The sequence below is a fragment of the Rhodococcus parequi genome, assembly GCF_046042785.1.
GTDB classification, from domain to species: Bacteria; Actinomycetota; Actinomycetes; order Mycobacteriales; family Mycobacteriaceae; genus Prescottella; species Prescottella parequi.
On the sequence record NZ_JBDLNV010000004.1, the window covers coordinates 77,106 to 90,238 of the forward strand.

The window sequence follows — 13,133 nt, forward strand, 5'->3', positions numbered from 1 at the left end:
TGCGCGGACCGTCGGGCGAGCGCCCGGACGCCGGCGATCACATCGCGTCGTGCCCGGTCAGTTGCCGTCCGATGATGAGTTTCTGAATCTGGCTGGTGCCCTCGTACAGGGTCAGCACTCGCGCGTCGCGCAGGTACTTGCCCATCGGGTACTCGTCGATGAATCCGTAGCCTCCGAAGACCTGCAGGCAGTTGTTGGTCACCCGCACCGCGGTCTCGCTGGCGGCCAGCTTGGCCATCGACGACGGCAACGTCAGCTCTTTCGCCGTCGCTCCCCCGTCGACGAGAGCGGCCGCCCGCCAGGTGAGCAGGCGGGCCGATTCGATGTCCACCGCGGAGTCGGCCAGAAGCTCCTGGACCAATTGCTTGGACGCGATCGGCGCGCCGAACTGGGTGCGTTCGGTCGAGTACTTCACCGCCGCGTCGAGAGCGGCCTGGGCGACGCCGACACTGCCCGCGGCAACCGAGATGCGTCCCTTCGCCAACGCCGACAGGGCGATACCGAAGCCCTTCCCGACCTCGCCGAGCCGCGCGGTGTCGGGCACGCGCACACCCTGGAACGACAGCCCCGCGGTGGCCTGCCCGCGCAGCCCGAGCTTGCCGTGGATCGTGGTGGCGTCGAGGCCGTCGGACGCAGTCGGTACGAGAAACGCGGTGATGCCCCGGCCGCCGTCGTCGGAGGTGCGGGCGAAGACCAGCGCCACGTCCGCCCAGGTGCCGTTGGTGATGAACATCTTCTCGCCGTCGATCACCCAGTCGTCACCGTCGCGGCGCGCCCGGGTGCGCAACGACCCCGCGTCCGAACCGCTGTCCGGCTCGGTGAGCGCGAAGCAGCCCAGCGACTCACCGCTGGTGAGGCGGGGAAGCCACTGCTGCTTCTGCGCATCGGTGCCGTAGGCGTCGATGGTCTTGGTGACCAGCCCCAACGAGACCGAGACGATGCCACGGACCGAGGAGTCGCCCCGGCCCAGCTCCTCGCACACCAAGACGTACGAGAGCATGTCCACGTCGGTGCCGCCGTACGCTTCGTCGACGGTGAGGCCGAGGAAGCCGAGTTCACCGAGGCGCTCGACGATTCCCAGGTCGACCGACTCGGCGCGGTCCCAGTCCCTGATGTGCGGCACGATCTCCGCATCGACGAAGTCCGCGGCCATCCGCCGGATACTTCGCTGGGTGTCGGAGAGCGAGAAGTCCATGTGCTCGGGCCCTTTCAGTCGAACAATGTCAGTCGAACAATCGTTCAGGTCGTGTTCCGATGTCGCGCAGAGACATTCCCTGCTCCGCACGCTCGCGCAGCCATCTGCTCGCGCGGTAGCGGGGATCACCGGTGTAGCTCAGGAGCTCGTCGAGGATCCGCAGCACGAGCGCCGGCCCGTACTTGTCCCCCAGTTCCAGGGGGCCGAGCGGGTAGCCGAGTCCGGTCCGCGCCGCGAGGTCGATGTCGTCGGGACGGCCGATGCCCTGCTCGGCGAGCGCGCACGCGAGGTTGACGATGCACGCGAGGATCCGCTGAGCCACCGCCGCCGGCCCGTCCGCGGTCGCGGTGACCGCGCGACCGGTGGCCGCGAGAACGCGGAGGGCCGCCCGGCCCGCGCCCGGATCGAGGAGGGCGGGCACCGTCACCGTGAGCCGCGGACCGGCGAGGGACAGCGGATCGATGCCGACAGTGCGTGACGCGTCCAGCCCGGCACGCCCGGCCGCGCGGTAGGTCGGTTCGCCGACCGGCAGCACGACGGCGACCGCGTCGGCGGCGGGCGCGTCGACCACTGCGGCTCCTGCCGCCCGCAGGACGGCCGCGAAATCCGGATGGTGGTGCACGTAGATCCGTGTCGCGACGGGGTCGGGCTCCACGCCGAGTTCCGGCGGAGCCTGCTGCTGCCCATCGCTGGAGCGATAGAACCCGGCACCGGTCTTGCGCCCGAGAAGGCCGGCCGTGACCCGGACGGCCGCGAGCGCGGAGGGACGCAGGCGCGGTTCACCGTAAAACCCGGCCGAGACGATCTCCATCACGGCGTGCGAGACGTCCAGGCCCGTCAGATCCATCAACTCGAACGGGCCCATCTTCAGCCCGACGGTGTCCCTGACGATGCGGTCGATGTCGGCCTCGGACGCGATCCCCTCCGACAGGAGCGCCAGCGCCTCGGTGGGCAGCGCCCGCCCGATGTGGTTCACCAGGAATCCCGGTGTGTCGGTCGCGACGACCGGGCGGTGCCCGACGGCCTCGACGAACCGCAGCGCCGTGGCGACGGCGTCCGGGTCGGTCCGCAGCCCGGGAATCACTTCGACGAGCTTCATCAACGGCACCGGGTTGAAGAAGTGCAGACCCAGCAGGCGAGAGGGGTCGTGCAACGCCGACGCGATGGTCGTGATCGGCAGCGAGCTGGTGTTCGAGGCAAGGACCGCATTCGGAAGGGCCGTCTCCAACTCGGTGAAGAGCGCCTGCTTCACCGCGAGGTTCTCCACCACGGCCTCGATCGCCAGATCGACGTCGGCGGCGGGTGCGGTCGGGCTCGCGCCGCGGTGCAGGAGGGCCAGCGCACGTTCGGCCTCCTCGACGGTGCGCTGTCCCTTCTCCACGGATCGGCGCACCATGGCACCGACGAAGTCGAGACCCGCGGCCACCGCGTCGTCGGACACGTCGGTGAGTTCGACCGAGAACCCTGCGAGCACCGCGATCTGCGCGATGCCGCGTCCCATCGCTCCCGCGCCGATGACACGAATCCTTGTGGTGCCCATCATTTCCCCTCGTAGACCGCGTCACGCCGGTCCAGGAACGCCTGGATTCCCTCGGCGTGGTCGACGGTGTCGAACAACAGCTGGAACGTGGTGCGCTCGAGCTCGATCGCGGTGCCGAGCGGCGCTGCCTCGGCGTGCCGGGCGACCTTGCGGATCGCGCGGACGTTCAACGGTGGCGCCGCCGCGATACCGGCGGCCAGTTCCACCGCCACCTCGGCGGCACGCCCGTCCTCGACGATGTCGCTGACGATGCCGAGATCGCGAGCAGTGGTGGCGTCCACCGGTTCGCCGGTGAGCACCATGCGCAGCGCCCGGGCACGCCCGGCCCGCTGCACGAGCCGGCTCAGCCCGCCCGCCCCCGGGATCAGCCCCACCCGGATCTCGGGCTGGCCGAACTTCGCCGACGCACCGGCCACCACGAAGTCGCACGCCATCGCGAGTTCGCATCCGCCGCCGTACGCGTAACCCTCGACCGCCGCGATCACGGGGGTGCCCAACTCGTCGAGCACCGTGAAGACGCGTCCGGTGTTCAACACCAGGTGATCGGTGGGGGTCACGGTCGCCATCTCGGCGAGATCGGTCCCGGCGACGAAGGATCGCTCGTCGCCCGTCAGCACGATGGCACGCACCGTGGGATCCGCATCGGATTCCGCGAGAACGGCCGCGAGCAGTTCCTTGGTCTCGCGGTCGAGCGCATTACGCTTGGCCGGCCGGTTGATTCGGACCACGCGCACACCGGCGTCGCCACCGGTCGTGTCCTCGTACGTCACAGGGGCTTCGTTCATCGCAGGTGTTCGTTCATTGCAGTCGCGCCTCTTCCCGTCGGGTGGAACGTCAGAGCTTGCTTTCCAGTTTCAATGCCTGCCGCGCGATCACACCGCGCATCACCTCGGATGTGCCGCCACCTATCGTCTCGAGAATGGCCTGACGCCACATGAATTCGACGTCGGTTCCACGGATCAGGGCCTCGGGTGAGCCGAATTCCATCGCCGCGCGAGCGATGTCCTGGCACAGCACCGTGCCGGCGAGCTTGTGGTACGCGGCCGCGACCGCGGATGGCTCGCCGTTGCTGATCTCGTCGAGCAGAGCGAGCGCGAGGGCCTCGACCTCCATCACCTTCACGGCGAGTTCGGCCAGGCGCTGGGTCACGACGGGGCGGTCGGCCAGCCCCGCGGACTCGACCCACCCGACGAGATCCTCGAGGTCGCGGCGCACTCGCTTCGGGGGGAACTGCACGTGTCGCTCGACGGCCAGCGCGGACCCGACGACCTGCCAGCCCGCGTTCTCCTCGCCGACGCGGTCGGCGACGGGCACCTCGACACCGTCGAAGCGAACCTCGTTCAGTCGACCCCCCTCGAGCGTCGGGATCGGGGAGACGGTGATGCCCGGCGTGCCCAGCGGAACGATGAACACACTCAGCCCTCGTGAGCGGCTGTCGGAGTCCCCGGTGCGCGCCAGGAGCCAGATGTTGTCGGCCCAGTGCGCGTTGGACGTCCAGCACTTGGCGCCGTCGATGCGGTACACGTCGCCGTCCCGCGTGGCCCGCGTGCGCACCGCGCCGAGGTCGGAGCCCGCGTCCGGCTCGGAATAGCCCAGGCAGAAGTTCAGCGTTCCGGCTCGCAGCGCGGGCAGATACCGGTCGTGTTGCTCGGGCGAGCCATGAGCCATCAACGCCTTCGCAACCAGCCCCGGGCCCATCGGTGGACGCGCGACCCGCGCGTAGGCCATCTCGTCCCACAGGATGAACTCGTAGACCGGCGGAAGGCCGCCGCCCCCGAACTCCGTCGGCCACGACAACGAGAGCCAGCCGCGGGCGCCCAACTCGCGGTACACCTCCTTCACGGACTTCCAGGCGTCGATCCCGCGGTGGAAGTACCCGTCGACGCCCCGGTACTGCTCGAGCAGATCGAGCACGTCCCGCCTGAATTCCTCTTCCCGCGGCGAGAAGCCGAAGTCCATGTCAGGCCTCCGGTCGGGTGGCCGTGGTCCACCGGGGCTCACGACGTTCGCTGAAGGCGCGGGGCCCTTCCTTCGAGTCCGGATGGCCCCAGTGCATCCGGAGCAGCGCCCACCCGTACTCGCAGGCCTGCGTGTAGCCCATCTCGAGTGAATTCCAGATCGCCTGCTGGGACAGCGAGACGGCGGCCGGCGAGTTCCGGACGATGCTGTGGGCGATCTCCTCGGCCGTCGCCATCACCTGATCGGGCGCGACGAGTTCGTCCACCAGCCCCAGTTGGTAGGCGCGTTGGGCGGGCAATCGGTAATCGCGGCCCATCAGCGTCATCCGCAGGGCCGTGCCCAGCGGCAGTCTCTTGGCCAGACCGATGTTCTCCATCGCCCCCACCAGACCGACGTTCACGTGGGTGTCCATGAAGCTGACCGTCTCCGACGCGACGACGATGTCCGCGTCCACCACGAAGTGGAGTCCGGCCCCCGCGACGAGACCGTTGGCGGCGCAGATCACCGGTTTCCACACCCGGTTCTGCCGCGGCGACCAGTAGACCTCGTCGGTGAGCGGACCGGTACCGGTGCTCATGCCACCACGCGAAGCGACCGCGTCGACGTCGGCGCCGGTGCAGAAGTGCCGTTCTCCGGCGCCGGTGACGATCGCGGCACGGATCGACGGATCGTCCCGCACCTCGCCCCACACCTCCTTCATCACCGGCATCATCGACCCGGTCAGCGAGTTGCCCTTGTGCGGGCGATTGAGGGTGATGTATGCGATGTGATCGCGCTTCTCGAACAGCACCTCGGGTGCCGTCGACGTCACTGCCTGCTCGGCTTGCTGAGTCATCGCTCTACCTCTCTGCGGAGAATGTCGACAGAACTCGCTGCGCGAGTTCCGATTCCGCATCCGTCACCAGCGTCGACTGGCGGATGCGCTGTGTCACGAGGCCGATCGGGCCCTCGACGGAGTACCCGACGGCGCCCAGCGTCTGGTGAGCGGCGAAGGCCGCATTCATCGCCGCTCGTGAGGCGGACAACCGCGCCGCGGCCACCACACTGCGAGCGTCCTCGTGTTTCGTGTCGACCGCGTGGCCGGCGACGATCGAGAGCTTCTCGGCGGCCTCGAGTTCGAGGCTCGCGTTCACCAGCGGATGCGCAACGGCCTGGAAGGATCCGATGCGGCGTCCGAACTGCTCACGGGTACGGGCGTGTTCGATCGCAGTGTCCAGGACTCGCCGGCCCGCGCCGATCCCGTATCCCGCCACCGCCAGGTGGAACAGGTCCCCCGCGGCGGCGACGCGGTCGAGCGCACCGACCCGCTCGGTTCGCACCCGCCCCCACGGTTCGCCGCCGAGCGTCTCCACCGGCTCGACGTCACCGACCCGTCGCAGCAGCCAGGCCTCGTCACCCGTCCATTCGATGAAGACGTCGGCAATCGGCGCCCACGGCATGAGCGAGGGCACGCCCACCGATACCAGTGCGGTTCCGTCGACCAGGCTTCTCGCCTGACCCGCGGCCAGCACGTGCGCGGCGAAGCACGTGGCCGCGACGGGCCCCGGGACCGCAGCTCGTCCGAGTTCTGTGCTCGCCGCGACGATCTCGCCGCCGCCGCCCTCCTCGTCCGGGGCGGCGAGGGCGAAGACTCCGACGTCTGCCAGGCCGGTCCAGAAGTCGGCGGGGAACGAATCGGCAGGTGCTCGCCGGACGGCGTCGGTGCACCGCGCGCGGCAGTATCCGCGCACAGCCTCGGCCAGCGCCTCCTGTTCCGAGGTGAACGCGGCAGGGCGCTTCACGAGGCCCATCGCGCGGCCGTCGCATCTCGTCGGTGCCCACGCAGCCCACCGAGTTCGGTCCTGAGGGCCTGAAGTCGCAACGTGTAGAGATGGAGATCGTGCTCCCGGGTGAGCCCGATGGCACCCATGATCTGGTGGGTTTCGCGGGTGAGCTTGTGCAGGGTCGCCATCGTGTGCGCCGCCGCGATCGCCGCCGACTCCGCGGATGCACCCCGGAAGGCGGCCTCGTAGGTGAGCCACCGTGCGCCCTCCACCAGGATCGTCAGCTCCGCCAGCCGGTGCTGCAGCGCCTGGAAGGATCCGATCGCCCGCCGGAACGCACGCCGGTCCTTCGCGTACTGGACGGCGATGTCCAACGCCTGCTGCATCATGCCGATCGCCTCCGCGGACAGACCCACCCGCCACCAGGCGAGCATGCCGGCGGCGGTGGCGGCAGTCACCACTTCCCCGGTACCCGGCTCGATGCGACCCAACGAGAAGCCGTACGCCGACGACAGAGCCCCGTGCGGCGCCGCTGTCGCCAGTGTGCACCGGGTGCGCCCGGCGACCAGGATCGAGGTGGCCTCGGCTCCGAACCGGACGGGGCCCGCGTCCCCCTCCCTCGTCAACGCGACTGCACCCTCGACGGAGTGCAACCCGAGCGCGGGCAGCACCAGCAGGTGCGCGGTGGCCGCGATCGTGCCCAGGTGGGAACCGATGCGTTCGATCGCGAGGGTGGCGCCGAGGGGCCCCATGCTCTCCTCGGCGAACAGGTCGAAGAATCCCCCGGCGCGCAGTTCACTTTCGAGGGCATGGTCGTACCCCTCGACCGAGGAGAGCTTGCGGCACCGCTCGACACCGGCATGGCGGCCGAGCAGGGAGTCGAGTGCGTCCAGGACCGGGCGCTGTGTCTGCGAGAGTTCGAAATCCATGTCTATTCCTTCGGCATTCCCAGGATCAGGCGGGAAATCAGGTTGAGTTGAACCTCGTAGCTGCCGGCGGCGATGCCGGCGCCGAGGGAATTGCGGAACTGCGTGTCGCCCAGCGAGTGCTCCACGAGGGCTTCGCTGCCCATCACGTCGAGCGCCAGGTCCCCGACCGCGCGTTCGGCCTGCACCATCGCGGCACGGGCCTGGTAGGCGCGCGGCGACGGTTCCTTCTGCTTCGCGCGTTCGTCGATGACGCGGTAGACGAGGACACGCGCCGCCTCGCACAGTGCGCGCGCCTCGCCGAACTGCTCGGCGATACCCGGGTCGTCCAGCCGACCGTGGTCGCGCGCCCATTCGGCGAGCCCGTCGAGCACCAACGCCGCACGGGCGTAGCGGGGAGCACCGACCCGTTCGTACGCGAGCGTGCGCCGCACGATGTTCCAGCCGTTGTTCTCCTCACCGAGCAGGGCACTGCGCGGAAGCCGGACGTCGGTGAGGAACACCTCGTTGAAGGAGTGATCTCCGACGAGGCAGTCGATACGCCGCACTTCGACACCCGGGGTGTCCATCGGCAGCAGGAACACGGAGATCCCGTCCCGCCCGTCGGCCGTCGACCCGGTGCGCGCCAACAGGAAGCAGTAGTCGGCCGCGTTCGCATACGACGTCCAGATCTTCTGTCCGTTGACGACGTAGCCGTCACCGTCGCGTACCGCGCGGGTCTTCAGCGACGCCAGGTCGGTGCCGGCCTCCGGCTCCGAGAATCCTTGGCACCAATACACTTCGCCGCGGGCGATCGGTGGAAGCAGGGTCTGCTTCTGTTCCTCGGTGCCGTACTTGATGATCGCCGGACCGACCCAGTTCACGTTCATGTACTGCGGGCCGCGGGGCTCCCCCCGTTTCCACATCTCCTCGCCGAGGACGAAGTGCTGCCAGGCTCCCTGGCCGCCCCCTCCGTACTGCTCGGGCCAGTGCGGTGTCAGCCACCCCTTCGCGGCGAGCTTGCCCACGAACGATCGCGAGAAATCGGTGTAGACGGCGCTACCGAGGCCCGTTCCGTCCGCGCGGTGCCATCCGTCGGCCAGTTCGGTGTCGAGGTAGTCGACCAGGACGTCTCGAAAGGCCTTGTCTTCCTTGCCCCATGCGAATTCCATTATCGACTCCCGCCGTATCCGCTCGAACAGTCCGGGCCGGGGGGTCGGTGGTCTCGATTGCGTTCCACGTTGCTCCTAACACTTGTCGGCTGTCGACACTGGGTGTGAGTGGTTCACCGCGGAGGATCCGAACGCCTCGCACGCCGGTGCCGTTGGAAACCTCAGACCGTGCCATAAAACCGTATACTCAATACTGAATTCTCGGCAAGCGCGCTTCCCACCGAGAGGGAAGCGACGGCGGGCCCGCTCCTCAACCACCTCGATACTGCCTGAGATCAGCAGTTGTCGCACGATGACATGGCGTCCCGGAGACGAACCTGCAAGAACATCTTCCGGAGTCCCGCTTAGATGGGTACACTCAATCGGCGTCAGCCGCGGTAGCTTGGACACCGTCGGACGCGGCGGCCGGAAAGGGCCGCAGCGGAAGGAGAATGCGCGTGCACGGAGCACTGACGCTGCCGTCATGGCTCGGAGCCATGGGGAGACAGCCTCACGGAACACATCGGAGAGCCCTCCGGGACGACCACGGCGAGATCACCTTCGCCGAGCTCGTCGAGGGCATGGAACGGGTGGGTGCGGGCCTACTGGAGGCCGGTCTCCGCCCCGGCGAACGAGTAGTGACCGCGATGGAACCGTCCGTCCCGCACACCATCACACTTCTCGGAGCGATGGCGGCCGGAATGGTGGCCGCTCCACTGAACACGCGACTCACCGCCGGCGAGGCGAGGGCGTACCTCACGAGGCTGGCCCCGAGCGTCGTCGTCGCGGACACCGCGCACGCCGAGCTCGCCCGCGCGACGGGTCGTCGAGTCGTCGAACTGGCGTCGGCGTCCACCCGCGCCCCGCTGTCCCGACGCCTGTCGCCGCTGTACGCGGACCCCGCGACGTTGCCACCCGTGCCGGAGGACGACGCCGCGATCATCTTTCCGACCGGAGGCACGACCGGGTCCCCCAAGGGCGCGTTCCACACGCATCGCAGCCTGTGGCTGTGGCTCAACACGTGCGCACACGGAAACCCGCGCACCCCGGCCGACGTCGAACTCTGCTTCTCCCCCTTCTTTCACATCACGCTCGGAACCAATTTGCTGACGGCACTTTTCGCTGGTGGCGAGGTGTGGATCCAGCGCCGTTTCGACGCGGGCGCGGCACTACGGGCGATCGACGCCGGCGCCAGCCGGCTCATGGGCGCACCGACGATGTTCGCAGCCCTGCGCGCACACGAATCCTTCGCCGCCACCGACCGGGGCGGCGTCACCGCTGTCCGGTACGGATCCGCACCGTCCACGGGAGACTTCGTCCGAGACCTGTTGCGGGACTTCCCCAACGCACGCATCCGTGCCGGCTTCGGAGCTACCGAGCTCGGATCGGTGATCGGCTTCGACCACGAGGATCTGCTGGCCGGTCGGTTCCGCGGGGTGGGGCGCCCCCTGCCCGGGGCCACCGTCAAGGTCGTGACCGAGGACGGTACGGAGGCCGCCCCGGGGCAGGTCGGCGAGCTCGTCGTGTCCTGCCCGTGGCAGGCGCACGGCTACTTCGGACTGCCCGAGGCCACCGCGGAGACGTTCCGGACCGATGGTGTGCACCTCGGTGACCTGGCCACCCGGACCGACGACGGCTGGTTGGCGATCGTCGGCCGGAAGAAGGAAATGATCATCAGCGGCGGCGAGAACGTCTTCCCTCGTGAGGTCGAGGAAGTGGTGCTCGGCCACCCCGCGGTCGCCGACGCGATCGTCTACGGGATGCCCGACGAGTTCTGGGGAGAGCGGGTCGAGGTGGCTGTCGTGCCCGTACCGGGCGCCGACATCACCGCCGACGCACTCCGCCGACACTGTCGAGACCACCTCGCCGGGTTCAAGATCCCCAAGACCGTCCGCTCGTTGAGCTCGATCCCGTTGACCCCCAACAACAAACCCGATCGACGCGCGGTTCGTGCGGCGGCGCTCGCCGACCCCACGGCGACCGCACACACCTGACCACCCCAGCCTCCACCCACCTGTTGCTCTCGGTATACCCAGGCCCGTTCGGTGATCCGAACAGGTCTCCCTGTCCTGCGCTCGGCACACCCATCCTCCAGATCGGACACATGCCCATGCACACCGATATCTCACCCGAGAACCCGAACCCCACCGACTCCACGGAATCCGATCAGCGTGGCTGGACGCCACGACTGATCGGCTCACTCGTGACCATCGTGCTGCTGCTCGAAATGCTCGCCGTCAGCTACATGATGATCTCGATCGCGCTTCCCGAGATCGCCGCCCACTACCGGACCACCCAGTCGGCATGGCTGCTGACGGCCTTCCTCCTGGTGGGCGCCGTCTCGTGCCCCCTCGTCGGCAGGCTCGCGGACATGCACGGCAAACGGCGGATCCTGCTCGGCTGCACGCTGGGTGCCGCACTCGGGTCACTCGTCTCGGCACTCGCGCCCACGTACCCGATCCTCATCGCGGGCCGCGCGCTCACCGGCCTGCTGACTCCCTGCCTGTTCCTCAGCTACTCGCTGATCCGGGACGTCTATCCCAAGCGCACGGTGCCGATGGCCGTGAGCATCGCGACCAGCGGTATGGGCGTCATCACCGTCGCGGCCCCGTTCCTCGCGGGCTGGCTGATCGACGGCTTCGGATTCCGCAGCATCTTCTGGTTCGCCGTCATCGGGCTCTCCGTACTGGCCGTGCTGCTCGTTCTCACGACCGACGAGTCGTCGGTGCGCACTCACGCGCGACTGGACCTGGTCGGCGCAACACTCCTGAGCGTCGGGCTGGCGGGTGTCCTCGTGGCGATCAGCTTCGGCCCCAAGTGGGGCTGGACGGCGCCGGGGACACTGGCATGTCTCGTCGGCGGCGCACTCCTCGTGGGCGGTTGGCTCGCCTCGGCACGACTCGTCCGGGATCCCCTGATCGATCTCCGGGTCCTCCGCACGCGTTCGGTCGCACTCACCACGCTCGGAGCTGGAGCCTGCTACGGCGCGGGGGTCGTCTACTCGCTGATCCTGCCCCTGATGTGCATGACGCCGGCCGCCCTCGACCTCGGCTACGGGTTCGGCGTCACGGCAAAGGGATTCGCCGTCTTCCAGGCGCCGTTCGGCGCCGCCACGATGGTCGGCGGGATCGCTGTCGGCCTCCTGGTGCCTCGGATCCGCCCGCGGCAGCTGATGACGGCCGGCCTGGTGCTCGAGACCGTCGCGGCGCTACTGTCGGCGGGCGTGCACGACCAGAAGGTGTTGCTCATGGTGTTCATCGCGCTCTTCGGGCTCGGCCAGGGCCTGATCTACGCATCGATCCCCAACCTGGTCATCGAGGCTGTCGCGCCGCAACTGCAGGCCACCGCCGCCAGCATCGTCGCCGTCGCGCAGAGCCTGGTGTCGGCGGTCGTCCCGATCCTCGCCTTCACGATTCTCAACTCCCACATCGCTCTGGTCGCCGAGGGTAGGGCCTTCTACGCCGATCTCGGCATCACGCTCGTCTTCCTGCTGTCCGCGGGCGTCGCCTTCGTCGGAGCGATCGCCGCGTATGCACTACCCCGAAAGATTCACGCACTCACACTCGATCGGGGCAGCGCCACCGGGCCGGCACCCTCGGTCGCCACCGCCGGACGTGGATAGCCACTCACCTCACACCACCAGAGGAGCCATGATGACCACATCCATTCCCACGATGCGTGAACTCGGACGGCAGCTCGGCAACTGGGGCCGCTGGGGCCCCGAGGACGAGCGGGGAACCACGAACCTCATCACGCCGGAGCGCGTGGCCGCCGCAGCGCGGCTGGTCCGGACCGGCGACGTCTTCGATCTCGGAATCCCCCTGGACCAGAACGGACCTCAGCCCGGCGGATATCGGATCAACCCGATCCGCCTGATGTCCGAGACCGGGCAGGAACAGGTCTTTCCGGGCGGATTCAAGTACGCGGACGACTACGTCTTCATGCCTCTGCAGGCGGGCTCGCAGTACGACTCGCTCGCCCACGTCCACTACGACGACCGGCTCTACAACGGGCATCCTGTGTCCGGGCTCACCGTCAAGGGCGCCGACAAGTGCGGCATCGACACCCAGGCGCGGGGCATCGCCGGCCGCGGGGTGCTGCTCGACATCGCGCGCTTCCGTGGGGTGGACTGGCTCGAATCCGGCTCGGCCGTCGGCCCGGACGAACTCGACCGCGTCGCCGCCGCTCAGGGGGTCGAGGTGGGACCCGGCGACATCCTGCTGATCCGAACAGGTTGGCGTGCGAGGTTTCTCGCCGAACACGACGCGGCGTCGTTCATGGCGGGCGAACCCGGGCTGGGGCTGGGGTGTGCTGCGTGGCTGCGCGAGCGGGATGTGGCGGTCGTCGGCTCGGACAACTTCGGCGTGGAGGTGATGCCCGGTGAGAACCCCGGGGCGATGTTCGAATTGCACATGGTGTTGATCCGCGACATGGGCATGACGCTTGCCGAGATGCTCGACCTCGAGGATCTGGCGGAAGCCTGCGCGACGGACGGGGTCTACGACTTCTTCTACACCGGATCGCCGTTGAAGTTCACCCGCGGCGCCGGTTCCCCGATCAATCCGCTCGCCATCCGCTGAGCCCCGTAGCGCCCCAGCGACGACCGTGGCCCCGCCGGAT

11 protein-coding genes are annotated in these 13,133 nt (G+C 68.8%); 3 read left to right on the forward strand and 8 right to left on the reverse strand.

Annotated features, from left to right (window positions below; all coding sequences use genetic code 11):
- Positions 1-37: 37 nt before the first annotated feature.
- Genes ABEU20_RS12025 through ABEU20_RS12060 form a run of 8 tightly spaced genes read right to left on the reverse strand, consistent with a single transcriptional unit; the run spans position 38 to position 8,534 of the window.
- A complete protein-coding gene (locus ABEU20_RS12025; protein WP_420164656.1) occupies positions 38-1,195 on the reverse strand; it encodes an acyl-CoA dehydrogenase family protein in 1,158 nt (385 codons plus the stop codon).
- 28 nt (positions 1,196-1,223) lie between these two features.
- Positions 1,224-2,738, reverse strand: a complete 1,515-nt coding sequence (locus tag ABEU20_RS12030) for a 3-hydroxyacyl-CoA dehydrogenase (protein ID WP_420164657.1) — start codon at positions 2,736-2,738, stop codon at positions 1,224-1,226.
- Positions 2,735-3,520 (reverse strand): enoyl-CoA hydratase-related protein, encoded by a 786-nt coding sequence (locus tag ABEU20_RS12035; protein WP_420164658.1) that lies wholly within the window; start codon positions 3,518-3,520, stop codon positions 2,735-2,737. Before ABEU20_RS12035 ends, ABEU20_RS12030 begins: the two co-directional genes overlap by 4 nt.
- A gap of 49 nt (positions 3,521-3,569) precedes the next feature.
- On the reverse strand, positions 3,570-4,694 hold the full coding sequence (locus ABEU20_RS12040; protein ID WP_420164659.1) for an acyl-CoA dehydrogenase family protein: 1,125 nt from the start codon (positions 4,692-4,694) through the stop codon (positions 3,570-3,572).
- Between the two features lies 1 nt (position 4,695).
- Complete coding sequence (locus tag ABEU20_RS12045) at positions 4,696-5,529, reverse strand: enoyl-CoA hydratase/isomerase family protein (protein ID WP_420164660.1); 834 nt, start codon at positions 5,527-5,529, stop codon at positions 4,696-4,698.
- Positions 5,530-5,533: 4 nt separating this feature from the next.
- Positions 5,534-6,475, reverse strand: a complete 942-nt coding sequence (locus tag ABEU20_RS12050; RefSeq protein WP_420164661.1) for an acyl-CoA dehydrogenase family protein — start codon at positions 6,473-6,475, stop codon at positions 5,534-5,536.
- Entirely contained in the window at positions 6,472-7,386 is a 915-nt protein-coding gene (locus ABEU20_RS12055; protein ID WP_420164662.1) for an acyl-CoA dehydrogenase family protein, read from the reverse strand. The genes ABEU20_RS12050 and ABEU20_RS12055 overlap by 4 nt, the downstream gene beginning before the upstream one ends.
- A gap of 2 nt (positions 7,387-7,388) precedes the next feature.
- Complete coding sequence (locus ABEU20_RS12060) at positions 7,389-8,534, reverse strand: acyl-CoA dehydrogenase family protein (protein ID WP_420164663.1); 1,146 nt, start codon at positions 8,532-8,534, stop codon at positions 7,389-7,391.
- A gap of 437 nt (positions 8,535-8,971) precedes the next feature.
- On the opposite strand from ABEU20_RS12060, the gene ABEU20_RS12065 reads away from it, so the two are divergent.
- The 3 genes from ABEU20_RS12065 to ABEU20_RS12075 all read left to right on the forward strand — a co-directional run bounded on the left by ABEU20_RS12065 (position 8,972) and on the right by ABEU20_RS12075 (position 13,093).
- The gene (locus ABEU20_RS12065) at positions 8,972-10,507 is read left to right on the forward strand and encodes a class I adenylate-forming enzyme family protein (RefSeq protein ID WP_420164664.1); all 1,536 of its coding nucleotides are present in this window, start codon (positions 8,972-8,974) and stop codon (positions 10,505-10,507) included.
- A 110-nt stretch (positions 10,508-10,617) separates the two neighbouring features.
- A complete protein-coding gene (locus tag ABEU20_RS12070; RefSeq protein WP_420164665.1) occupies positions 10,618-12,135 on the forward strand; it encodes an MFS transporter in 1,518 nt (505 codons plus the stop codon).
- Positions 12,136-12,166: 31 nt separating this feature from the next.
- Positions 12,167-13,093, forward strand: coding sequence for a cyclase family protein (locus ABEU20_RS12075; RefSeq protein ID WP_420164666.1), 927 nt, complete (start codon positions 12,167-12,169; stop codon positions 13,091-13,093).
- The last annotated feature ends 40 nt before the right edge of the window (positions 13,094-13,133 follow it).